25 protein-coding genes and 1 riboswitch are annotated in these 24,629 nt (G+C 36.4%); of the genes, 7 read left to right on the forward strand and 18 right to left on the reverse strand.

Annotated elements, in window-relative coordinates; genetic code table 11:
- Positions 1-197: 197 nt before the first annotated feature.
- From LCM23_RS18205 to LCM23_RS18230, 6 genes are all read right to left on the reverse strand, one after another.
- Positions 198-512 carry a DMT family transporter gene (locus LCM23_RS18205; RefSeq protein ID WP_224938322.1) on the reverse strand — a complete coding sequence of 105 codons (315 nt, stop codon included), beginning with the start codon at positions 510-512 and terminating at the stop codon, positions 198-200.
- On the reverse strand, positions 512-862 hold the full coding sequence (locus LCM23_RS18210; RefSeq protein ID WP_095370890.1) for a DMT family transporter: 351 nt from the start codon (positions 860-862) through the stop codon (positions 512-514). Before LCM23_RS18210 ends, LCM23_RS18205 begins: the two co-directional genes overlap by 1 nt.
- Before the next feature lie 83 nt (positions 863-945).
- Entirely contained in the window at positions 946-1,530 is a 585-nt protein-coding gene (locus LCM23_RS18215) for a TetR family transcriptional regulator (RefSeq protein WP_224938185.1), read from the reverse strand.
- A gap of 128 nt (positions 1,531-1,658) precedes the next feature.
- Positions 1,659-3,383 carry an ATP-binding protein gene (locus tag LCM23_RS18220; protein ID WP_224938186.1) on the reverse strand — a complete coding sequence of 575 codons (1,725 nt, stop codon included), beginning with the start codon at positions 3,381-3,383 and terminating at the stop codon, positions 1,659-1,661.
- 1 nt (position 3,384) lies between these two features.
- Positions 3,385-4,548, reverse strand: a complete 1,164-nt coding sequence (locus LCM23_RS18225) for a beta-ketoacyl synthase N-terminal-like domain-containing protein (RefSeq protein ID WP_224938187.1) — start codon at positions 4,546-4,548, stop codon at positions 3,385-3,387.
- A gap of 306 nt (positions 4,549-4,854) precedes the next feature.
- Positions 4,855-5,367 carry a YbaK/EbsC family protein gene (locus tag LCM23_RS18230; RefSeq protein WP_224938188.1) on the reverse strand — a complete coding sequence of 171 codons (513 nt, stop codon included), beginning with the start codon at positions 5,365-5,367 and terminating at the stop codon, positions 4,855-4,857.
- Positions 5,368-5,641: 274 nt separating this feature from the next.
- Here LCM23_RS18230 and LCM23_RS18235 point away from each other — a divergent pair, with 274 nt between their 5' ends.
- Entirely contained in the window at positions 5,642-6,694 is a 1,053-nt protein-coding gene (locus LCM23_RS18235) for a lactonase family protein (protein WP_224938189.1), read from the forward strand.
- A gap of 168 nt (positions 6,695-6,862) precedes the next feature.
- Positions 6,863-7,210, forward strand: coding sequence for a hypothetical protein (locus LCM23_RS18240; protein ID WP_224938190.1), 348 nt, complete (start codon positions 6,863-6,865; stop codon positions 7,208-7,210).
- On the opposite strand, the gene LCM23_RS18245 is transcribed toward LCM23_RS18240, so the two are convergent.
- Positions 7,211-7,669 carry a chemotaxis protein CheX gene (locus tag LCM23_RS18245; protein WP_224938191.1) on the reverse strand — a complete coding sequence of 153 codons (459 nt, stop codon included), beginning with the start codon at positions 7,667-7,669 and terminating at the stop codon, positions 7,211-7,213.
- A gap of 499 nt (positions 7,670-8,168) precedes the next feature.
- Here LCM23_RS18245 and LCM23_RS18250 point away from each other — a divergent pair, with 499 nt between their 5' ends.
- From LCM23_RS18250 to LCM23_RS18265, 4 genes are all read left to right on the forward strand, one after another.
- Positions 8,169-9,731, forward strand: a complete 1,563-nt coding sequence (locus tag LCM23_RS18250) for a Vga family ABC-F type ribosomal protection protein (protein WP_224938192.1) — start codon at positions 8,169-8,171, stop codon at positions 9,729-9,731.
- A 242-nt stretch (positions 9,732-9,973) separates the two neighbouring features.
- Entirely contained in the window at positions 9,974-11,068 is a 1,095-nt protein-coding gene (locus tag LCM23_RS18255; RefSeq protein WP_224938193.1) for a LytTR family transcriptional regulator DNA-binding domain-containing protein, read from the forward strand.
- 187 nt (positions 11,069-11,255) lie between these two features.
- On the forward strand, positions 11,256-12,104 hold the full coding sequence (locus LCM23_RS18260) for an ABC transporter ATP-binding protein (RefSeq protein WP_224938194.1): 849 nt from the start codon (positions 11,256-11,258) through the stop codon (positions 12,102-12,104).
- The gene (locus tag LCM23_RS18265; protein WP_224938195.1) at positions 12,101-12,808 is read left to right on the forward strand and encodes an ABC transporter permease; all 708 of its coding nucleotides are present in this window, start codon (positions 12,101-12,103) and stop codon (positions 12,806-12,808) included. The genes LCM23_RS18260 and LCM23_RS18265 overlap by 4 nt, the downstream gene beginning before the upstream one ends.
- A gap of 37 nt (positions 12,809-12,845) precedes the next feature.
- Here the strand turns inward: LCM23_RS18265 and LCM23_RS18270 are convergent, their stop codons facing one another.
- A complete protein-coding gene (locus LCM23_RS18270) occupies positions 12,846-13,415 on the reverse strand; it encodes a nucleotidyltransferase family protein (RefSeq protein ID WP_224938196.1) in 570 nt (189 codons plus the stop codon).
- Positions 13,416-13,629: 214 nt separating this feature from the next.
- Between LCM23_RS18270 and ade the strand changes: the two genes are divergently transcribed.
- Positions 13,630-15,444 carry an adenine deaminase gene (ade, locus tag LCM23_RS18275; protein ID WP_224938197.1) on the forward strand — a complete coding sequence of 605 codons (1,815 nt, stop codon included), beginning with the start codon at positions 13,630-13,632 and terminating at the stop codon, positions 15,442-15,444.
- Positions 15,445-15,728: 284 nt separating this feature from the next.
- Here the strand turns inward: ade and LCM23_RS18280 are convergent, their stop codons facing one another.
- The 10 genes from LCM23_RS18280 to LCM23_RS18330 all read right to left on the reverse strand — a co-directional run bounded on the left by LCM23_RS18280 (position 15,729) and on the right by LCM23_RS18330 (position 24,613).
- Positions 15,729-16,310 carry a GNAT family N-acetyltransferase gene (locus tag LCM23_RS18280; protein ID WP_404826625.1) on the reverse strand — a complete coding sequence of 194 codons (582 nt, stop codon included), beginning with the start codon at positions 16,308-16,310 and terminating at the stop codon, positions 15,729-15,731.
- A gap of 323 nt (positions 16,311-16,633) precedes the next feature.
- The gene (locus LCM23_RS18290) at positions 16,634-17,572 is read right to left on the reverse strand and encodes a glucosaminidase domain-containing protein (protein WP_224938198.1); all 939 of its coding nucleotides are present in this window, start codon (positions 17,570-17,572) and stop codon (positions 16,634-16,636) included.
- Between the two features lie 29 nt (positions 17,573-17,601).
- The gene (locus LCM23_RS18295) at positions 17,602-18,831 is read right to left on the reverse strand and encodes an MFS transporter (protein ID WP_224938199.1); all 1,230 of its coding nucleotides are present in this window, start codon (positions 18,829-18,831) and stop codon (positions 17,602-17,604) included.
- A 132-nt stretch (positions 18,832-18,963) separates the two neighbouring features.
- Complete coding sequence (locus LCM23_RS18300) at positions 18,964-19,962, reverse strand: DUF3231 family protein (RefSeq protein WP_224938200.1); 999 nt, start codon at positions 19,960-19,962, stop codon at positions 18,964-18,966.
- A gap of 130 nt (positions 19,963-20,092) precedes the next feature.
- Positions 20,093-20,359 (reverse strand): Parvovirus coat protein VP1-like protein, encoded by a 267-nt coding sequence (locus LCM23_RS18305; RefSeq protein WP_224938201.1) that lies wholly within the window; start codon positions 20,357-20,359, stop codon positions 20,093-20,095.
- 159 nt (positions 20,360-20,518) lie between these two features.
- Complete coding sequence (locus tag LCM23_RS18310; RefSeq protein WP_224938202.1) at positions 20,519-21,013, reverse strand: DUF1648 domain-containing protein; 495 nt, start codon at positions 21,011-21,013, stop codon at positions 20,519-20,521.
- Positions 21,014-21,332: 319 nt separating this feature from the next.
- Entirely contained in the window at positions 21,333-22,610 is a 1,278-nt protein-coding gene (locus tag LCM23_RS18315; protein WP_224938203.1) for an O-acetylhomoserine aminocarboxypropyltransferase/cysteine synthase family protein, read from the reverse strand.
- Positions 22,611-22,635: 25 nt separating this feature from the next.
- Positions 22,636-22,842 (reverse strand): hypothetical protein, encoded by a 207-nt coding sequence (locus tag LCM23_RS18320; protein WP_224938204.1) that lies wholly within the window; start codon positions 22,840-22,842, stop codon positions 22,636-22,638.
- Positions 22,843-22,897: 55 nt separating this feature from the next.
- Positions 22,898-22,989, reverse strand: a riboswitch (SAM riboswitch).
- A gap of 87 nt (positions 22,990-23,076) precedes the next feature.
- Positions 23,077-23,475, reverse strand: a complete 399-nt coding sequence (locus tag LCM23_RS18325; RefSeq protein ID WP_224938205.1) for a hypothetical protein — start codon at positions 23,473-23,475, stop codon at positions 23,077-23,079.
- Between the two features lie 385 nt (positions 23,476-23,860).
- Positions 23,861-24,613, reverse strand: coding sequence for an IclR family transcriptional regulator (locus LCM23_RS18330; protein WP_224938206.1), 753 nt, complete (start codon positions 24,611-24,613; stop codon positions 23,861-23,863).
- Positions 24,614-24,629: the final 16 nt, after the last annotated feature.

The following is a 24,629-nucleotide window of genomic DNA, read 5'->3' on the forward strand; positions in this document are numbered from 1 at the left end:
AATAGAGAAGAAAATGGAGTATGTACGAAATGAACATCACAACGTAAAAAGGGGGGAAACGTTGATTACAGAGTTTCACTAGCACAGAACAAAGGGCAATCACTCTTTATTAACTTGGGTGCGCATTTTTATTTGCGCACCCAATTGACTTCATTTCTTCACTTGAGAATGGTGCTTCCTCCTCTTTGCAAAGAATATTATGAAGTCGCCTTCAAACCAATGACGCCGACAATGATAAACAACACGCTGATGATCCGTTTATTACTTTTTGGTTCTCCGAAAAGGAACATACTAAGTAAAACAGCCCCTGCTGTACCAATCCCAATCCATACCGTATAAGCAATACTCACTTGTAAATATTGAAAGGAGGCATACAGTAGCGCAAAGGATATCCCAAATCCCCCCATATAAATGACAGCATTCCGAATGGTTTTTTGTTCACTATATTTTTTCAACCCAATAACACCAGTAATTTCACTTATTGCTGCTAAAATCACAAGAATCCAGCCCATCATGCTACTTGATCCTCCCTACTATGTTCTTCTATTTGATTATCAGCTAACTTCAAACCGATAACACCGACTAAAATGAATATAATAAATACTACTTTCGCTAACCCCATTTCTCCATTGAAGAGAAAGACATCCATTAAAGACGTCCCTACAGTACCTACCCCGGCAAAGATAGCATAAACGGTGCCAGTTGGTAGATTCTCACATGCTTTGGATAAACAGTGAAAATCTAATAAAATCACTGCAACTACAAGTAGCCAATGCCACCAAAGATACGCTGTATTAAAGCCAAAAACCCAAACAAGTTCAAATAAACACGTTAATATAACATAAAACCAAGATCGATTCATCTTTTTCACTCCAACTGACTGAATTTCAGTCATTTTTTATCAAAAACCCACCAATGGTGAGATTTATTTATACAACAAAAATGCTAATTAGCAGAAGGTTGATAACCTAAACCGTATTTTAGAAAGGTTAGCACTTCTTCTTTTTGTTGCTTTGCTTTGTCTTCATCTGTGTGATCATACAAGTAAATTTGCTCCGCTGTAGATTCCACTAATCCAATCACAATCTTTGCTGTACTTTCTATGTTCAGATTGGAACGTACGACTCCTTCTTCTTTAGCCGTCTGCAAAAAATGACTAATCCATTCGTAAAATGGTTGGTACACAGCTTCCCATTGACGAATATGTTCGCTAGAAGCAAGGCCAGCATATACTAAGGCAAGCACTTCTCGATACTCACTCGTATATAAAAAGATACTATCAACCAATTGCTTTAATCGATCAACAAATATCGCCTCACTATTTACTTCATGATGTACTCTGGCAATTAATTTTTCTACCATTACTTCTGCAATAGCCGGCATAACAGAAAGTTTCGATGGGAAATACAAATAATAAGTCCCTTGAGCAATACCTGCTAGTTTCACAATATCGGCAATTTTTGTTTTTTCAATGCCCTTTTCTTGAAAAACTTCTATTGCGGCATGCACAATACGTTCTTTTTTGTCCATTTATCAAACTCCTTAAACATGACTGAATATCATTCATTTTAAAATGGATTTAATAAAATGTCAATGTCAACAAAGCTTCTACCCGAAGACAAAGGATATTCAACCACCTCCATTTGCCCTCGGATTTTTTAGTCTGCTTTATAAAGCATTGTTACAACTGTTCCATATCTTTCTTTACTTTTCACAAACATTTTCCCTTGATTTTCGTTCATTAATTTAAAACAAATCGTTAAGCCAATGCCATTTCCTTTTTCTTTACTTGTGAAATACGGTTCGCCAATCCTTGCTAATCTTTCTTTAGAAATTCCCTCTCCATTATCCATGACACGGATACGGATATACTCTTCATACTCATCTAAAACAATTTTAACCTTACCACCTTCATGAATGGCTTCCAAGCTGTTTTTAATAATATTAATCATAACTTGCTTGAAGTGGGATTTATCCATATTTATATTAATCTTTTGCTTTAATTTGTTAGTAAGTTGAATTTTCTTCCCTTGTTCGGTTGCCATAGCATTGAAGAGGAGGTTAATATTATTCACTTCATCAACTGCATCAAATGGCATAACAGAAGCCAGTTCATCAGATTTAGCCTCTGGCTTCCCGAGAATTAATAATTCTTTTAATACTTGATTAATCCGATCAATTTCTTCGATAAGAATTCTCTCGTAAGCCGAGTCGGGGTTTCTTTCTCTTAACAATTGTATGAAACCACGAATCGTAGTTAGTGGATTTCTTATTTCATGCGCTACACTCGCAGCCATTTCACCAATTACTTTCATTTTCTCTGATGAAAGAAGCAATTGCTCATTCTTCTTCTGCTCTGTTACATCATTACCAAAATAGATAGTGAACGATTGACCAGAATTTTGATATAGTTGCTTCATGCCCCACTGAATATAATAATTTTTTCCTTTATAATCTGTATAGCGGTAAGGTTGTTCAAACCCGTATGCAACCATTGGCAAAAAGTGAATAAGTGTAGAAGTTTTTTTACCTAATAAAGTACGTTCTTTCTCATCAAATAATTGACAAAAGGAGCGATTCACCTTCACAATTCGCTGATCACTACCTGTAACAAGCAGATAATTAGGATTAATATCCATAATTTCTTCTAATAGTTCACTCTGTTTAATTAACTCAATATTGATATTACGGATTCTTTGCGATTGCATTTGAAAAAAACCTAGAAATAAGATTAAGGCTGCAATGATTGAGTTAAAACTAGAAAAATAAAGCGGAGCAAAAGAAAAACCACTTATAACACCATTAAGAAAAATAATCATTGCTGCTATTACTAATTGTAAGTAAAAGCTTCGATAATAAACACCTTTTAAATGTAAGGTGACGATAAACAAGAAAAACCAATTAATAAAAACAAGTAAAACATTAATGATAAACGTAAAATTCAATGGACCGTAGATAGGAATCCAATGGGAAGGTGAAACGTTCACCGTTTCAACAAATCTGTAAGACTCGACTCCAAGTGAAGTAAAGTTTATCAAATACGTAATGATACTAATGATCGTAAATAACCACATTCCCGGTTTATTAAACAATATCCCAAATCGATGTAAAAGAGGGTTTTCTTTTACTAAATAGTATGAGAAATAATAAATCGTTGGCATTATAAAAATCGGACCCATCCGTAAAATACGGAATAACAAATCAATTGTTTGTAAAGAAAGCATCTGGTCAGCATAAAGAAAGGCAATATCCATTTGCCAAAATGACAACATTAAGAGGAAAATGGACAAAGCTTTTGTTAAGGAGGTTTTAGAATAGAATAATATTGATACAGAAATAAACAAGGGGATGAAAGAAACAGTTAATAATAAAACAAACTCCATCTTATGTCATCCTTTCCTTAGAGAAAAGGGCAGCATGATTGTTTCCACCATAGCCTTGTGAAGTAACAAGTACTTGTTCCACTGGGCCATGAATCACTTCATCAACGATCAGAAGCTGCTCGTACTTACCGACATCTACTCTGATGGTTGGCGGAATGAACTGTTCCTGTATACTAATTAAACCGGCCATTACTTGAAACATGCCCGATGCTCCCATCGCGTGACCAACATTTCCTTTAATAGAAGTAATGGGCACACCCTTATCTACAAAAAACTCTCCATAAACCATTGCCTCAATATCATCGTTTGCTTGGGACCCTAAAGCCTGACTATTAATATAAGTCGGCATCCCCTTCTTAATAGTTCTTTCTACAGCCTTAACCATTGCCCGACCTCCTGGATCGGCAATGTAAGATGAGTAAGCAGATTGGAACATGCTAGATTCCGTTAAATACCCTATTATCTCTTTTTTTCGTTTAACCGCTACTTCCTCTGACTCCAATACTAATACCCCTGCACCTTCAGACATAGCAAAACCCTCACCTGCTGAAAAGGGACCCATGAATGTCTCTCCCGTTTGCAAGATTCTCAGTGGCAAAAATCCCGCCAATACCAAATCATTAATGGTAGAGTCTACCCCACCGACAATACACATATCTACCTCATTTGCTTGCAGAAGAATTTTAGCCATATGAATGGCGTCTAAACTTGAAGTACAACTATTTGCTAAAGAAAAGGCTGGTCCTTCAATTTGCAATGAAGTACTTAAACAATTCGCCAAAGTATGGCCATTCATATTCCCTATAGCATAGGGACTCATCCTTTTTCCTTTGTTTAACTTAGTTGAATGGTTAAAAACCTCCGTTATTACGCCACCAGAAGAGCCAACAATGATAGCAGTTGCATAATCTCTCGGTTGAATCTGTGCCATTTCTATTGCCCGATCTGTTGCATGAAGGAGCATTTGCGCTGACTTCGGTAATTTACTCGCTTTTAAATAAGAGTGGCTAATATCATTCTCATTTACTCTTCCAGTAAAAATGTGCACACCGTTAAATTCTTCTCTATTTAATATTGTCTTTTTATCTTTTAATATATTTGAAAAATCTTTGATTGATGTAATGTTAGGGCCAATCAATCCCATTCCAGTGACGACAACTCCCATAAATGCAACCCCTTTTGCATATATACACCTTTATCTTACTATTAATCTAGAAAATAAGATACGTTTCATTCATGACTAAACCCTTTCACACAACACTAATAGTACTATAGTAACATAAGAACACTAAGCATATTCAGGTCTTTTTCACTAACAAAAAGAATTAAGCTATTTCTCCTTTAATAATAGTGTGTATTGTTAAGATTCCCAAGTAGAGGAAGCTCCACATCATTCGGATTCTTCTCCACATAAAAAGGTACCAACCTTTCCAGGCAAGTACCTCTCCTTCTTTCATTTCATTATATCCAATCAGTTTTCCGTTGTAGCCGCAGTTTGTTCCCTAGCCTCGCCATTCCAATCTTTAGTTACATCCACCCATTGTTTTGCCCCTGCATATTGATATAATTCTTCACAAGTTAGTTCAATTGCTGAGTTTTTGCTACCACATGCTGGATATACCATTTCAAAACGCTGTAGGGAAGTATCAAGAAAGATATTCATTTCTTTTGTTAATCCAAATGGACAGACCCCACCAACCACATGCCCTGTATGATCAAGTACTTCTTCAGCAGAGAGCATTCTCGCTTTTATGCCAAATGTATGGCGGAATTTTTTATTATCTATTCTGGCATCACCTGCAGCAACAACTAGTAGGGCTTTTTCTCCCTCACCTCGAAAAGAGAGTGTTTTGGCAATTTTAGCTGGAATAACACCAATTGCTTCGGCAGCTTGATCAACAGTTGCACTTGTCGTATCAAACTCCAATATATCTTTATCTCGACCATATTTCCCCAAGTGAGCTTTAACACTTTCAAGTGACATAATTCTTTCGCGGCCTCCTGTCAATATAATGTAAAAGGATAACATTCTTTAACAAGTAAAAGCAAATGTATTTGTTAAAAATTCAAAAAACATACAAATCTTAAAATCAAGTTAGTTTAAATAAAGTTGTTACCATCCTTTCTCCTCTCCGCTTACCATAGATTTAACCCCATTCTTTCTTACTCTGACAACATTTTTTCAATAGGACTATTTTTCATTCCCCTGTTTAAATGTGATACAGTAAAGCTATACATAAAATGATGGAGGAATACTTATGACATCAACTACTTACAAGGGCTATGTTGGTACCTATACAAAAAAGGATAGCCAAGGAATTTACTCATTCCAGTTAGAGGATGATCAAATTAAAAATATAGACCTTGCTGCTAAACTTGAAAACCCAACTTATTTAACAATCAGCTCGAGTCAATCACATTTATACGCTGTGATAAAAGAAGGAAATTTAGGCGGTGTCGCCGCTTATGAGTTAGGCAGCAGACAGAACGGGCTCACTTTATTAAACAAACATCTTTCTCCAGGTGCCTCACCTTGTCATGTAAGTCTAGATCAAAAGAGTCAATATTTATTAAGTGCGAATTACCATAAAGGAACGGTTGACTATTATTCACTACTACAAAATGGCGAAATTAAAAACCTGCTAACTTCAAAAGAGATTCATGGTTCGGGACCACATGAGCGCCAAGAAAAACCACATACCCATTTCGCTGGACTCACACCGGATGAGAAGTATGTTGTTGCTGTCGATTTAGGGGCAGATGAAATCATTCTATTTCGTAGAGATGGGGATAAACTTACCAAACATTTTACTTTAGCAACACAGCCAGGCTCTGGACCAAGACACATCACCTTTCACCCCAATGGGAAATGGGCCTACTGCATGACTGAACTAAGCTCAGAAATTATTGCACTTCAATATGACGCTGAGAAAGGAGAATTGAAGGAAACTTCTTATTATAAGACGATACCAGAGGATTTTTCAGAAAACAATCAAGGTAGCGCCATCCATCTTTCTCAAGACGGCAAATTTTTATACGCTGGCAATAGAGGTCATAATTCAATTGCGATATATGCAGTCGCCGAAGACCGATTGCATTTAACCTTTGTTGCTCATACATCGACATATGGAGATTGGCCACGTGACTTTGTACTAGACCCAACTGAAGAATACTTAATCGCAGCCAATGAACGGTCAAATAATTTAACTTTATTTAAACGAGAGGCTGAATCAGGGTCACTTCAACTATTGCAACAAAATGTTCCTGTACCTGAACCAGTTTGTGTGAAGTTTTCACCTCAACAACCATAAGTGCAAAAATAAATTTAATTTCATAACTAATAATAAAAAAGGGATGTTCTGCTCATGAATAGCCCTTTTTTGTATCCCCTCTATTGATAGGCGATGACTTTATTAACGTTCTATCACTAATAGGACATGCATAAACTAAAATAGGAGACTATTTAAGGAGGAGAAATGATGAATAAAGTTGTTTATCTAGTTGGAGTAGCCATCATTATTTGCTTTGTTTCATTAGCCGAATCCCCTAATTCAATCCTCCACCATGAGAACGAAAGAGAAAGTAAATATCCCTATATTCCAGTAATTAATGAGAATAATGACAGCGAAGAAGTAAGTCAAACCGTTGATGAAACTGACCTTGAAGGTTTAGCTCCTACTTTAGAGCTTCAACTAGTGGACACAGTTTACAAAGATGATGTCATTGTTGAAAAATATCAACAATTCGAGGTTTATAGAAATGACGAGCAGGAAGTCATTAAAGCTATTCCATTGGATGAATATGAATATTTATCGTATCAACAATAGTTAGTCAATCAAAACATGGACATGAAGTTCTATATTCTCTGGCAAATTATAAGTAAGAATATACCCTTTTGTATACCCTGATATAAAACTATGACCATCCAATATTGTCGGGGAGGTAATATCTACTTCCATTCCCTTCCCTTCGATGGCTGATACTGAACCGCCAGCAATCATATTCCCTAGTTCCCCACTAAAAGATGTTAACATTTCACCTTCTAAGTCCATCCCGAACATTGATTTCCCCAAGAATGAAAAAAGTGAACGATCACCACCAATGAACAATTTACCAGCTATGTCCCCTGAGAAACCGATGAATACCCCATATCGAACAAGGAATGATCCTTCTAGCTCAGTCCTACCCACTAATTCATGATTTATGGGAATTAGCTGTCTAATTGAAGTCTGGACACCTTTTAATAAAAGGTTCATTTTTTCTTTATCCTGTAAGACCTTTTCCATTGCCGGTCACCCCACATCAAAATAGTTGTTAGTATTATAGTATATTATACCCGGTTCTTTTGCTATATTTTTCATTAAAAATATACATGATGAAACCGAAAATGAATGAGCAAAAATAACTATTTTAAAATTAAGACATGAATGGTTTTATAAAACGCTAACTTCTCTTATTCCCTTTTCAACAAACATTAAAACACATAACTTTGACAATTTCTATCCATTTAAGTATGATAATATTATTAAATGCGAAAGGGTGACTCTAAGTCAATGAAGTAAGAATCCTATTTATCGAAAACAAACAATTGAAGGTAATGAGTAAAGGAACGCTTTATTTTGCTATGCTTTCAAACGATGTTTTCAGAATAGGATTGCACTTCATAAGGTTACCCGTGGGATTTCTCCCAACTTTTTTAGTGTACCTTTATGCCTCCTATTCTGAAGAAATAGGAGGCATTTTTTTTCGAGAATTTGTCTCCCAAAACGAAAGGAGATGATCAATATGCTATTATTAGAAGCCACTGATTTGAAAATCACTATAGGTGACCGGCTATTAGCTACTGCTGAAAGACTAACTGTACAACAAAACGACCGTATTGGTTTAGTTGGCCGGAACGGGACAGGAAAGACGACAATTTTAGATACACTTGTAGGAAAAACAGCTGCCGAAGAGGGACAAATCATCCGCAATGGCACGATGGAGTTATTACCGCAATTAAAACATGATGATCAATACAAAAGTGGTGGAGAAACAACGCAACAATATATTAAAGAAGCACTAGCTAAAAACCCGGAAATATTACTTGCAGATGAACCAACGACCCATCTGGACACCTCCCATATTGAATGGTTAGAAAAGATTCTTAAGCATTGGCAAGGTGCTCTCATTCTAGTCTCGCATGACAGAACTTTTCTTGATCGTGTGTGTACAAAAATTTGGGAAATTGATGAGGAGAAAGTAAAGATATATTCTGGTAATTACTCGCAATATAAACAGCAGAAAGAATTAGCATTAGCAGAGAAACAGCAAGCTTACGAACAGTATGAACAGAAAAAAGCACAATTAGAAAATGCCCTCACCTTGAAGGCTAAGAAGGCAGAGAGAGCAACGAAAAAGCCAAAAAATTTAAGTTCTTCCGAAGCACGGATTACAGGATCAAAGCCTTACTTTGCTAAAAAACAAAAAAAGCTCCAACAAACGGCTAAATCAATTGAAACAAGATTGGAAAAGCTTGAAAAGGTAGAAAAAATAAAGGACCTCCAGTCTTTACAAATGACCTTACCTAATGAAAAAAATACGAAGAACCGAATGATTATTAGAGCGGAAAACCTTAAAGGAGAAATAGCTGATCACGTGCTTTTTGAACCCGCCTCCTTTCAAATTCGCGGCGGAGAAAAATGGGCGATTATTGGCCCCAATGGCTCTGGAAAGACAACGTTGATTAAAAAAATTTTACAGAGGCAAGAATTGACTGTCTCCCCATCTTTAAAAATTGGCTACTTTAGTCAAAACTTAGATATTCTGCAAAAGGATAAAACGATTATTGAAAATGTTAAAGAAACTTCTATTCAGGAAGAAACGGTTATTCGTACAATCCTAGCCAGACTACGCTTTTTTCGAGAAGATGTATATAAAAAAGTCTCACTTCTTAGCGGCGGAGAACGAGTGAAAGTCGCATTAGCCAAAATACTTGTGAGTGAAGTGAATACATTAGTGCTAGATGAGCCGACAAATTTTCTCGATATTGAAGCTGTAGAAGCATTAGAAGAACTATTAATGCAATATAAGGGAACTATTCTCTTCGTCTCTCATGATCGCCGTCTTACTAATAAGGTAGCAAACAGGCTACTGATTATTAAAAATAAACAAATTGAAGTATTCAGAGGCAATCACGAAGCTTACGAATCATATGAGCCGGAGGTGAAGAGGAACAATCATGAGGAAGAACGTTTACTCATCGAAACAAAAATAACAGAAGTCCTTTCACGATTAAGTATCGAGCCAACAGAGGAGCTAGAAAAAGAATTCCAGCAATTACTACAACAGAAAAAGAAATGGCAATAAGTTATACAGAGGGACCCTACTTGCATGGCACTCGGGTCCCCTTCTTTTTCTTCATATAGAGCCTCATCATTTTACTATTTCCACTTTTAATCAGCTATAAAATCCTGTAAAATCCAATTAAGGTATATTTAACTATATACAATTACGACATTCGTCCTCTTCCTCTACAATCATTTATCCTTTTTTTAAACGAAAATCTTATAGTCAATGTAAACCATACTAATCTACTCTGAGGTGTCGACATGAAGCTATTGCAGATGAATCAACTTGAAAAAACAATCGGAAATACAATTATCTTCCCTAAATTCGATTTAACTTTATATCGAAATGAAATTGTCGCACTCCAATGCAATAACGAAGTTGGCAAACATCTCATCATGATGATGATTGGAAAGAACAATATTTCAAATGGAAAAGTATTATTTGAAGATACAGAGTTAAATAAGCATTTTAAAAGCTTATCTAATAGAATTGGGCTATCTCTACTAGACGACGCTCTCTACGACCGGCTAACTCCCCGAGAATTTTTAACTTTTTATAAGAACCTGCATGACGTCAATATAGAAATAGATGCTTTAATACAAAAAATAAATTTAATAGACAAAGTAAATACAAAGATTAGCAAACTTACATTTTCTGAAAAGAAAAGGCTGCACTTAGGAAGGGCAATCCTCCACCAACCAGATTTACTTATATTAGAAGAACCCGACCAAAACATCGATATAGAAAGTAAAATCACACTACAGAAAGTATTAGAAGACCATAAACAACAAGGAAGAGTCGCCCTTATTATTACTAACAATTACGAAAGTGCACTATCAATGACGGATACAGTGTATCGTTTAAATGAGCACGGACTTAAAAAAATCGAAGTTATGGATGAAGAGAGTAGTCAACAGGATATCGAAGATGAAGAAGCACAGCCTCAACAGGATATGTTGCCTAGCGAAGAAGTCCGCCCAGCTCCTTCAGAAAAGATTCAAAACATGAACAATCCATTGCGTCTTGAAAAAATCCCTGCAAAAGTGGATGATAAAATCATCCTTTTTGATCCGACTGAAATTGTATACGTTGAGAGTAATGATGGCATTTCCCATTTACATGTAAATGGTGAAAGTTTCCCTTGTGCTCTTACACTAAATACATTATTTGAGAGACTGCATCCTTTTGGATTCTTTCGCTGTCATCGTTCATATATTGTTAATTTGCAGAAGGTGAGAGAAGTCATTACTTGGACAAGAAATAGTTATAGCCTTATTCTCGATGATGCGAAAAAGAGTTCAATCCCATTATCAAAAGGAAAATTAAATGAGTTGAAAGAGATTATGGGCATATAGGTTGTTTCATCTTGACTCTAACAATAAAGGACACCCTATTTTCACCTACTTTCCTTGCTCCATTCACCGCTTAATTGCTCCCATTCATCTAAATATAGACGCTTTTCACCTTGATATTACTGTATTTATCCCTTTTCACAGCTAATATGGAGACAAGAAATGCAAAACGTGAAAAGGGGCCAATTAAATGGAAAATGTCATTGAAGTAAGAGACCTTGAAAAGTCTTTTCAAAACCAACTAGCTTTAAAGAAAGTAAGTTTTCAAGTAAGAAAAGGGGAAACAATTGGTTTCTTAGGACCGAGTGGTTCAGGTAAAACAACAACAATCAAAATCCTAACCGCTCAACTTCATGCAACAGCCGGAGAAGTGAAAGTATTCGGAGAACCAATTGCGAAACTAAAAGATCCCATTTATATGAAGAGAATTGGTATATTAACTGATAATAGTGGCTTATACGAAAGGCTTAGTATATACGATAATCTCGCATTATATTGTGATTTATATGAAGTAGATAAAAAAAGAATCAATGAAGTGCTCACAACGGTAAATTTAATAGAAGAAAGTAAGAAAATCGTGCAAAAACTGTCAAAAGGGATGAAGCAACGAGTGACATTAGCTAGAGCCATGCTTCATAAACCGGATTTACTCTTTTTAGATGAGCCTACTTCCGCCTTGGATCCTGTAAACACAATGCATATCCACCAAGGACTTAAAAAGCTAAACGAAGAAGGAACAACAATATTTTTAACTACTCATGATATGCAAGAAGCTGAGACAATTTGTGATCGAGTGGCATTCTTACATAATGGTGAAATCAGCTTAATTGATACACCAGAGAATATTAAAACACAACAAAGTACTTCATCCATCTCCCTATTATTGCGAAACAATCGTAAAGTGGTTGTGCAAAAAGACGAAGCGGGTGCAAAAGAAATATATAACTATATAAAAGACGGAGAAATCGTAACCATACATTCAGATGAGCCGACACTTGGTGATGTATTTGTAAAATTAACGGGGAGGAAATTATCATGATCTTTTCATTTAAACGCGTCAACGCCATATTTATTAAAGATTGGAAAGATTTGCAAAGAAATTCATATATTCTTTTTACATTAGCCATTCCACTAGTTTTTGCAGCGATGTTAGGTCGCATGAATGCAGCAACAGACGTCCTTTCTACTTATCCAATTAATCTCGCACTAATTATTGCGGGTGCTTTTATCCAAGCTGCGATGGTTGCAGAAGAAAAAGAGAAAAATACGTTGAGGGGCTTGTTATTATCACCTGCCAGTACACTAGAAATATTGATTGGAAAAAGCGCATTGTCTGGACTAATGACCATTCTTGTTATTATCGGATCAATTATTTTCTCAGGGTACACAGTCCCATCCCTTCCACTATTTTCTCTTAGCACTTTACTAGGCTTAGTCTTTTACCTTGCAACAGGAACGATTCTTGGACTGCTTTCACGGACAGTAATGGAGACAAGTATTATCGGTATGCCTGTATTAATTATATTCGGCATGAGTTCCATGTTTAAACCAATGGTTGAAAATGCAACCTTGATCAATATAATTGAGTTGTTGCCTAATGAACAATTAAATCAGATTTGGTTTGGTTTAAGTGACGGTAAGGGGGCAGCTGATATCCTCATGAATTTGTTCATTTTATTCTTGTGGGTAGCCGTTTCTTTCATACTCACCATCGTAATTTATAAGAAACGTAGATTTGATTAAGGTATCGAGGTCGGGATATGGTTCCCTCTCCCCGACCTCACCAATCATATACAACAAGATTAGGCCATTTCGCTTTCCATTTCCTTGTCTTATACTCATATATCTCCTTCGTAACGATTACTTTATTCGGTACAATCCTCATGCTAAACAGGTCATCTAAATGATAAGGCGCATACACAGTCATCTTTTCATTTTTCTCCATTTTCACCCCTACGGCAGTAGCTGTTGTTGGCCAGCTCGCGATCGCCTCATTGACGCTTGTATAAGCAGGAATCGCAAAACCAAATTTTTCTTCATACCAGAAATGGACATTCGCTTGATTCTTTATGTCTAATTGATATGGAAACGACTTGAGCATACTACTTAAAATTTGCTGAAACTCCCTTTCGCTCAATTGGTTTCCCTTGTCATAGTAAACAAGGTCAATATCTGATATACCATAATCGATTGCATTGCCAGATAAATGATTCCACACGGTATTTGCCACACATCCCGCAGCTACATAATAATCAAAGGGTAAGTCCAAATCCGATAAACAACTTAATAAATGCATGATTTCCTCATTTTCTTCTAACATTTCCTTTAACTGTTGTTCATAAATAATCATCGTAGTATCTACCACCTTTATTGATTAAAAAGTAACTAACATCATATCTTATATAAGAGTACATTTACATTATTTGGTTTCACGCTTGATTATCATTTTTAGGAAGAAGTCAAAATTCTCTTTTATTTTTCTTAGTTTAAGAACACTAGTATAATGACCTAAACAGTTTAAGCCTTCTTACTTATTGTTGGGAAGAAACAATAACATGACATAAATGAACCAACTACTTAATGGTACAATAAAGTTTAAAAAATCGAAATTGAACGGAAACACTTTTGGAGGAGGACCTTTAATGGAAAAGATGAAGAAACGAATTGAAGTAGCTTCAGGTAAATCACCTGCAGACCTTGTCATCAAAAATGCGCAAATTGTTGATGTGTTTTCAAGTGAAATTATTTCTGGAGACGTAGCCATCACAGATGGATTTATTGTTGGAATTGGTGACTATAAAGGACTAGAAACAGTGGACGCTCATAACCGTTTTTTAGCTCCTTCTTTTATTGATGGACATGTACATATTGAATCCTCCATGGTAACCCCTGTCGAGTTTTCAAAAATCCTCCTGCAGCATGGGGTTACTGCTGTCATTTGTGATCCTCATGAGATTGCTAATGTCGTTGGTGAAAAAGGGATCGAGTTTATGCTTCACGCATCTGATGATATTCCATTTGATGCTTATTTCATGCTACCCTCTTGTGTGCCTGCCACACCTTTTGAAAATGCCGGTGCTACATTAACAGCAAACGACTTATCTCCTTTTTATGAATATGAGAGGGTGATTGGTTTAGCCGAAGTCATGAATTATCCCGGTGTGATGAAAGGCGATCACGACTTATTGAGTAAAATTCACGAAGCGCATGAAAGAGGAAAAAAAGTTGATGGCCATGCGGCGGGGCTAAAAGGAAAACAACTAGATGTGTACATGACAGCTGGTATCCGAACTGATCATGAAGCAACTAATGCAAAAGAAGCAAAAGAACGATTGCAAAAAGGGATGTACGTCATGATTCGCGAAGGTACAGCAGCAAAAGAATTATGTCGAATCCTACCAATTGTTAATGAAAAAAATGCACGTAGATTTCTATTTGTTACAGATGACCGCCATCTTGATGATATTATTAGCGAAGGCAGTATCGACTATATGATTCGGAAAGCGATTAAGAAAGGGATTGATCCGATTACAGCGATTCAAATGGGGTCTCTCAATACAGCTGAGTGCTTTGGGCTTAAGGATCAAGGTGCCATCGCTCCAGGATATAAAGCTGACTTTGTTTTATTAGACGATCTTGAGCAAATTGAGATTCAATCTGTGTATAAAAATGGGCAATGTGTTTTTAGTGAAGGAGAATTAACTGATTTCCCTAAAGAATTAGAGCAAAAGGAATGTTCCCATCTCACTAATACCGTCCACCTTCCTGTCATTAATGAACAATCGTTTCACTTAGACATTGTCGGAGAAAAAGCACATATTATTGAAGTGATTCCGAACAGCATAGTAACCGACCATGTTATTGAAACCGTTCAGAAAGACGAACGCGATCGTTTCATCGCTTCTATCGAGAAAGATCATTTGAAAATTGCTGTCATGGAGCGTCATCATCATACTGGCAACATTGGACTCGGTGTCTTAAAAGGGCTCGGGCTACAATCGGGCGCCATCGCAACAACGGTAGCCCATGATTCTCATAATTTAATTCTTGCGGGTACAACTGATAAGGATATGGCTGTCGCTGCCAATGCAATCCGCGACATGCAAGGTGGACTTGTCGTTGTCGATAAAGGAAAGGTGCTTGCTCAATTAAACCTGCCAATCGCCGGTCTCATGTCACATGAACCATATGAGAAAGTGAATAAGAGGCTAGTGGAAATCAATCAGGCATTGGATAAAATCGGAGCTAACCATACATTTAATCCATTCTTAACATTAAGCTTCCTTGCGCTACCTGTTATTCCATCACTAAAACTAACAGACCTTGGGCTCTTTGATGTCAATACCTTTAGCCATATCTCTGTATCTGTAGAGAAATAACCTAATAAATGAGAATGACCCGAACTCGTTTCGGGTTATTTTTATATTCTTTATGTTTCTTTCTTGAGAACTCCTTCATGTATTTTATCCAATTTTTTTCATTTGCCAATCCTTCCCCTTCTTGTGTTCTTATTACTATCTCTGCCAAACCGGCAAGATGTTGTATATTACTGTAAACAGCTTACCTATCTTAGAGAGTCCTCCATTAGTTTTAAATAAAGCAACAGCAAGGGACTTCCCCACCTTTGTCCCTAGCTGTTTCAACTTCACTTTCATATGAACTCTTAACGAGTACATGTCCCTATTTCACTCAAAACATCAGCTTCTTGTTTAAGAATGCCATAACATACGAGGTCTATATATTTTCCATCTTTTCTTACATGTTGTTTCAACAAGCCTTCTTTCTTCATACCGGTCTTTTCAATTACCCTCATTGAAGCTGGGTTCGAGTCGAATGAGCGTGCAAACACTTTATTGTAATTTTTTGCGCTAAAGGCAAATTCAATTAATGCTTTAGCAGCCTCTGTAGCATAGCCATTCCCCCAATATTCCTCACCAATCCAATAAGCAAGCTCCCCATGATTGAACGTTTGATGATGCGAGAGCGCAATTGCACCGTATAACTTGCCAGTGATTTTATCAGTTATTGCCAACTCAAACCGCTTATTATGATTGAAATCACTAAGATGATTTTCCATCCAAATAAGAGCATGTTCAGTTAAATAAGGATAGGGAAGATTTAAAGTACTTTTATAAAGATTATAATTGTTACATAGTTTAACAACTTCTGGTACATCGGCCTCATTAAACAAGCGAAGCATTAATTGGTTCGTTTCGATTTTATTTTCGTTATGATGATATATCACTAGGTACCCCTCTTTTACAATAAATTTTGATACTACTCTCATTCAATTTTTTTGTCTATTCTCCTTCTCGTCACTAGAAAAACGCATGTAAGGATCTCTATATGTAAGTTATTCGATACCAATATGGATAAAATAAAAAGACCTCATCCATTCTACAATATTTGGTCCTTACAAAATTCAGGATTTATTTTTTTCATAATAAACGTGGAAAGAGTCTCTCTCGCTGATTCTCAATAAATGACAAAATAGAAGCCTCTCGATTATGAAGGGTTCCGTCTAAATCAAACATCACTGCTCTTATCATTACTTGATTACACCTCCAATCATTTCACTCGTAACTTTTGCCCAACTGAAATCACATTAATATCTTTCAAACGGTTCCACTCTTGTAACTGTTGCGCTGTTAGTTTAAATCTCTTTATGATAGTTGTGACTGTATCACCTTGGTGAACGGTGTAATAGTAATGTTTTTCCCCTGTCTTGATTATTTGACCGACAGTAATCAAGTGAGGATTATGAATATGATTGATTTTTTGCAAGCTACTGACACTTGTATCGTGCACAGCTGCTATTTTTGAAAGCGTATCGCCAGATTTGACTGTATAGCTAAACTCTACTTCCTCTAATTGATTTAGGTTCACCCAAGATCCTGGCATACCTTCCACTTTTGATAGATTGAATATTTCTCCTACCTTTTTAAAAATATAATAACTTCCTGCCTTGTACAGGGACTTTTCTCGTATCTCTTTCTTTGCATCTTCAACCGTTACATAACCTTTTTTGTCTGTTGATAAATGATATTTAGGATTGGTATCATATTGTAGTAATTGATAAGTCTCAATGATACGATTGATTTTTTTGCTATAATCAGGATCTGTCGCATAACCTGATAACTGCACCTGCTCAGCAGCTTTTTTATAATCTTTTTCTTCTATAATAGTAAGGTATTTGTTTCGATCCCAAGATACACCATTCTTATAAAGCTTAGCTAAGTCCTCAATTGACTCCTCCCATGAAGGGTACTTTCTAAATGCAGCTGCCGTTGTAATCATTTGTCCATCAATAAATTCTTTCGTCAGCATCTTTACCGACTGCCCGTTATACTCACCCTTTATACCGAACAAATTATTACCTTTTATTGCCAACTTACTCTTCCCATGATTAGATTCATGTATAGCTTGTGCAATCACTAGTGACGGTAATATGTGATATTGTATAGCTATTTTCTTTGCTAACGGAACGATCGCTTCAATAAAGTTCAATATAAACACCTCTTTTTCACACTCTATTCCTAACATGATGCTTTGCTAGGGCTTTTTTTCTGTTTCTTGTATTTTAAAAAATAATAAAATGAAAATAAGAATATACTAGAAATAACAAACCCAGTTCCACCTAATAATCCAAGCAAGCGATTAGGCATCCATACAGTGGCAAGCCCAGCTAAAAACATAGAGATACCTATCATTGTATTAGAAATCGTTGTAAATAGACCAAATATTAATCCACTCTTATCTTTAGGTGTCTCTCTCATTAGCATCGTATCAAAGCAGGTGTTACATAATCCAGAGAAAAACGCGGCCGTTATTAAAAAAACAATGGCCATCCACACTTGTTGTGACTGGCTTAATAAAATAATGCTAAATCCTTCGAACATCAGTGCAATGAGGGCGATTCTCATTAGATGATTTTTCAATTTCTCCGCTACAGGAAAGCTTAGCATTAAACCAATTCCTAATGAACCATAGAATATGCCGACACCAACATCTCCTAAATGAAATTCTTGAACAGCATACACACTTAATAACACATTATCAATGCCATTAAATAGAGGAATTAACAGTTCTGATAGAAAAATAATTAATAATAAACTCGAATGAAAAATAACATCCTTAACGATGAAGAATGAATCTTCCCCCTTATTCTTGGACATTGATCCCTCTGTTCTTTCTCTATCAAGAACGCGCAATGTAGATAACAAAACAGCAGCAATTAAAAAGGAAGCACCATTGACAAAAAAGGTAAAATTAGCACCAAATAAAGAAGTGACCACTCCACCTGAAAACGACCCTCCAATAAGAACAACGCCAACCATTACTTGTTCAAGGCTATTAACTTTTATCATATTCCTTTCCTTAACCATCAATGGAATAGCAGATTTCCTTGTTGGTGCATAAATGGCTTCACCTGCTGCTAAGAAAAAACTCGACAAATAAACGATCCAGACAGATGAAACATCATTTACAAACACAAACGACAAAGCAAACAGGATCCGTCCTAAATCTGTACAGACTAATATTTTTCTCCGCGAAAAACGGTCTGCCATCATCCCTCCTAATGGGCCAAAGAACAGAAATGGAATGACCCTTATCGCTAAAGCAAGACCAACAGCAAGGCCAGATCCTGTTACTTGCAATAACAGTGCTAACAACGCAACTTGACTAAATCGATCACCTATTCCATTGAGAACACCCGCAAAGAATAAGCGCGCATAGTCTTTCTCTTCTTTTAATATGGAGATCATTCTCGTCCCCTCCTCAAACAATTAGATAATCATCTAATTTGATGTTAATCTAATATATGAATAATCGCAATCTTTATTTCGAAAAAAAAAAAGGAAAGTGCTTCATTATGAAACAAACTTTCCAATCAATTTTTATTCTCTCAAATTATTTACACTCATTCTTGGGGGCTCCTCTAACCATCCATTATCGATCATAATTCTTATATTTTCTCTAATAAACAACATGATGTCTTTTACAAATAAACCTAATTTGATGTTAATGTCATCTCTTAAGCTAAAGCCTGCACCAAATCCCTGACTACCGAGACCGAAATTACTTAACAAAAAGGTTAAATACATCATTAATTTATCAGAAAATGGTGGAATGTTAGACCTAGTAAGCGATAACCCATGAATTGTCGGCACCCTAATATCATCCTTAATTAGGATGTCATATGTTCCCTCCAAAATATCCTTGCTGAGCTCTTTCCCTTTAATAAAATAGTCTTTCACATCTGTATGAACTGCCGTTTGAGCAAATCCTGTCATAAGCATCATGCCAACTGTATTCGTTTGAATGGACTGGTTTAAATAACTAAACTCAATCGTATTAATTTCTCTTTTGTCACTAAACAGGCGATAACCTTTTGTATAATTTATATCTGAGACAAAGTCGACCGTTGTAGGGACATTAATCAAATTAGGTAATGGGTAATATCCCTCATCCACCGCATAATTTAAGAACTTTTGATAATATTTCTGCGTTACATTTGTCATCTCACGATATAAATCAATAATATCATTTCGGTAGGAAGTTGCTATATGAAGAGTGTAGAGTCCCATGCTGATTTCCTTTAACACCATACATAAAAGAATATCAAACCCCTCTCCAAAAAGTTTTGGCGCTTGTAAGTTCACATCGGCATTAGTAAAACCTTGAGGTATAACAGCACCCTCATCTTTAAATATCTGTTCAATTCGGTGGACATTTGGCTCTAACTCAGACCATAAACCTTGCATAAGCTTTTTCGCTTTTTTATCCTCGGACACTTCTATAAAATGTTCTAAAACCCTTAATATCATTGTCTTCTTTTGATAAGTAATCCACAGTGCACCAATTTCTGTAGATGTCATTTTACTTCGATTGACCATTCTGTCACCTACTTTTATAAAATAACCATTCTTGTGACTAAGTTTTGCTATTCTCCTACTAAATATTCCCTCTATATCAAAAAAGCTAGAGGACAGGAATAGTCGTTCCCTTCACCTCTAGCTACCTAAATTATCCCCAAAGCATACGAAAACGCATAGCTGCATCAATTACTCTAGCTGTCGCTCCTTCATGCCTGGATGCATATTTCTTTCGATTGACACAATTAATTAACATTTGATCACATTGATAACAATGGCCATACCGATCAATGCATGCATCATGTTTCTGACAACAAGAATCCACATAATTAATGGGCTTGCCTGGTCCGCTACAACCCGGGCCACAATATCGATAACCTCCAGGCAAACAAAAACCTTTTTTATTAAACCTGTTCACTATTTTCACCTTCTTATCCTTTTATATATAGTACAAACAGTAAGTCCATTTCGCCTGTGACCTTACCTAATAGGGGAATCTTTTTATCAATTTATTTCAGTGCTAATTGGTCAAATCACATAAAAAAAGCCAACCTATCCAAAAAGGATAAGTTGGCAATTATTGAATTCGACTAAACTTAATCAAAGCAAATATAATTGGAACTATCGTGGCAAGTAAAAACACGGGCAGAAACCAAATACCTAATGAGTCCGCCCATCCTAATGCTACTCTAATGGATTGAATAAGTATAAAGCCGAATAATGCGAGGCAAATATTCTTTGTGACATTTAGCATTTTTCTACTTGTTAAGTAAAATGCTGCTGCATTTGATTCATTGATACGTGCAGGGTAATTATGAATATGAGGAAACCTTTCAAATATCCCCATCATGAACCATAAAAACACGCCGATTATTGGTAAGATAAATAATTCATATTTAGAACCCCACCGATCAACTTCCCCTGAAGCATTGTAATGGCCCGGTACTTGTTCAGGTATAGCTGACCAAGAAACAACTAAGAATATAATCGACCCAATGAATACAATAAGACCAAGTATGTCGCATCCCCATTCCCATTTGGTACGAGGCAATTTAAGTACTGGTCTATCCATACCCCATTCCTCCTCTTTCCGTTCGTCTTTCCAATACATACGAAGGAAAAATGAAAAAGTTTCATTCATTAGATAATCAAAGGCAACTAGTTCATCAGGGAATTACGCGATGGCTTTATCCCCTTTTTCAGGAAAGGAAACAGGGGCGTCGCAATGGTAAGATATCAGTGTTGATGTCTCTTTCTTTAAGAAAAACATAAGGTGAATTGCCTGAGACATGCGATCAACAAAGTATAAGGTAAAGGAAGGAAGAATGGTTCTCTTTTTAGGCACTTTAACTTCACTCTTTTCACCCTTTATAATGTAAATCGTAATAAACCTACGTACATTGTTTTAACGCTTGCGTAATATCAGCCATCACATCTACAGGATCCTCTAAGCCAACAGAAAGGCGGATCATTTCGGGACTCACACCCGCCTCCGCTTGTTGCCCTGGTGAAAGACGAGCATGTGTTGTACTCGCTGGATGAATAATGAGCGTTTTCGCGTCACCAACATTTGCTAAATGTGATACGAGCTTTAGTGAGTTGATAAACCTTTTAGCTGTACTGATTCCCCCTTTGATGCCAAATGTAAAGATTGCACCTGCCCCACTCGGAAAATACTTCTTTCCGAGATGATATTGCGGATGGCTTTCTAACCCAGGGTAGTTCACCCAAGAAATATGAGGTAACTCTCCTAGCCTCTTAGCCAAAACTTGTGCATTAGCGACTTGCTTTTCTACTCTGACACTTAATGATTCCAAACCTTGAATAAATAACCAGCTATTGAAGGCAGACAGCGTTGCCCCTAAGTCATGGCCAAGTTCAAATCTTGCTTTAAGAATAAACGCTTTTTCCCTAGAAATTTCAACATAGCTGCGATTACCAATAGCAGGCTTTTTCTCATTAAAGGAAGGAAATCTTTCGTTACTCCATTCAAATCTTCCTCCATCTACAATCACCCCACCAATTGCCGTCCCATGACCACCAATGAATTTAGTTGCTGAATGAACGACTATATCTGCACCAAATGCAAGCGGTTTTAGTAAAAATGGCGTAGTGAATGTATTATCTACAACTAATGGTAGGCCGTGACGTTTCGCTATCTCACTTAACTTTTCTAAATGTGCTACCTCCATATTCGGGTTGCCAATTGTCTCTGTAAAAATCGCCTTTGTCCTTTTATTAATTTTTCCTTCTAAAGATGTAAAGTCCGTCCCATCAACAAAATGAACATTGATGCCGAATTTACTAAACGTTTCTGCGAATAAATGATATGTGCCACCATAAAGAGCCTGTGTAGAAACTATCTCATCGCCTGCTCTTGCAAGTGTTAAAAGGGCAATGGAAATCGCTGCTTGCCCAGATGAAACAGCAAATGAGGCTACGCCACCCTCTAACTGTGCCATTCTCTCCTCAAACACTGCATTGGTTGGATTTGCATTCCTTGAATAAATAAAGCCAGGCTCTTGCATCTGAAATAAGCTTGCTGCATGATCGGTATCTTCAAACACATAGGATGAAGTCATGTATATTGGAACAGCTCTCGCCTTTGTAACAGGATCTGGCACTTGCCCCCCATGAAGCGCTATTGTATCAAACTGGCGATGATTCATTTTTCATTCTCCTCTCACATTTCACTTATAATAAACAAACTCGACTCGGAAACAATCTATCAGTGATGAGCTTTTGAGTATGCCAGCACAATGGTTGTTTTTTCATAGATTGAATTTGGAACATCCATTTTTTATGTTCAACACCCTTTCCAAGAGCAGAAAAAAGACCACTTTCAATAAAAAGAGATTGTACTCTTCCATCGAAAGCCGCCTTTAGTCGTCTAATCGGCATAAATAAAGCCCCTCTTGCTAAAGAAGAGGGGCTCACGATATATCGCCATATCCTCAACTTATCTATCTTGGAATTAGCACCGTTACCTAGTTTTGGTCGGTTGCTGAGGCTTCAAAGGGCCAGTCCCTCCACCTCTCTTGATAAATTGAATTTTTTAAATTTTAAGAGTCATTAATTATAAATCAGAATAACCTTATCATCCAGCGCTGTCAACAGCTTTTTATAATAAATCTTTTATGCAGCGTAAAGTCTTTCTTTTGCCTTTATTACCGACACCCAATATTCAACTGGGGATACAAAGGATTGCAAATAATTCAGCTCTTTATTATACATAAGAGCCTCCACTAAAAGATAAACAGACGTATCATTTAAATCGTTAACAATCATATCAAGCAAAGTTGCTTTCATATTCATAATATCTTCATAATCATCGATGATAGCCAACTTATCATCTAAATACGAAAGAAAAGCTTGTAAATGAACAACCTCTTCTTGTAATTCCTTCCACCCTTTATCCTCAGCTAATGCGTTTACATAATTAACAAATCGATTGTACTCTTCATGGCTATCTCTTTTAATTTTCTCTGCTAATATATCAAAAAATACATGATTGGACATATCCTTATTGTTCACTATTAGAGCACCACCTTTACTATTTGTATAAAATTATAGACCTTCTCTTTTAAATATTCAATAAAATCACATCAAACTATTTTCAATTAAGGGGTCGGGTGGTGTGTAGTTTTAGTCTAAATTAAAACAAGTGGATCAGATATAAGGGTCATACAATAATTTCCCCTTCAACTTTTACGCATTTGGATGAAAGGTGAGCCATTACTAGATGTATACCCAGCTATTATGTATGCTTTGTTTCGATCTTTTACCCGGTTCATCATTCGATTTGCTTCTTTTTAGCTTCGTTTTGCTCTTTACGTGGTCATAAACTAAATCTCTTTTAGCTGTGGTAAACAACTTTCCCTTTTATGCAACCGCCTCATATAGAGTAGGATTTAATCATTCAGCCCTTTGCTCGATAGCCAAATTGTGCAGAGATTTCTTTTCCTACTTTTATAATAGATTGACTTTTATCTGCAGAGGGGTCTTTTGGAATCGACTCTGAGAAACCAACTACTGTTATCGCACTTAATAATTCTTGATTATAATTAAAGATTGGTATAGACACAGAAGATACAGTAGGAATCAAGGGCTCATTAGCAAAGGCAATCCGTTCCTGCCTTACGCGGTTGATTTCTTCTACCACATTCCCTTTTCCTTCTTTCCCCATAACCTTAATCCAATCTTTAGTTGTAGCTGAATCAAGGAAGCTCTCGAATATTTTCCCAGTCGATGATAGCGGTGGTAAAAGTGAGCCTAACTGCGCCCCAATATTATAGGCATGTCCCGGGTTCCATATTTTCGAGATAATTGGACCATTATATGTCCACGTAGTTAATAGGCATGTATTGTCTAGTTGCTGACTTAAATCCTTTAAATAAGGTAGAACACGTGAAATCACATCTTCCTGCCCTATAGCTGCCACCCCATATTCAATTAATTTACTTCCAAGTTGATATTGTCCATTATGTTTATCCTTGTATAGAATGTCTAATTCCGTAAAAGTGTTCAAGTATTTATATAGATTACTTTTTGTAATTCCTGTTTTTTCTTGTATATCAGATAACCTCAATGGTTCTCCACTAGCAACTAAAAGGTCAATAATTCTCATACCGACTTGAATCGATTGGATCGTAGCTTGTTTTTGATTTTTCATGTAAAAAACCCCTATT

The organism is Cytobacillus kochii (assembly GCF_020171845.1).
GTDB lineage: Bacteria > Bacillota > Bacilli > Bacillales > Cytobacillaceae > Cytobacillus > Cytobacillus kochii.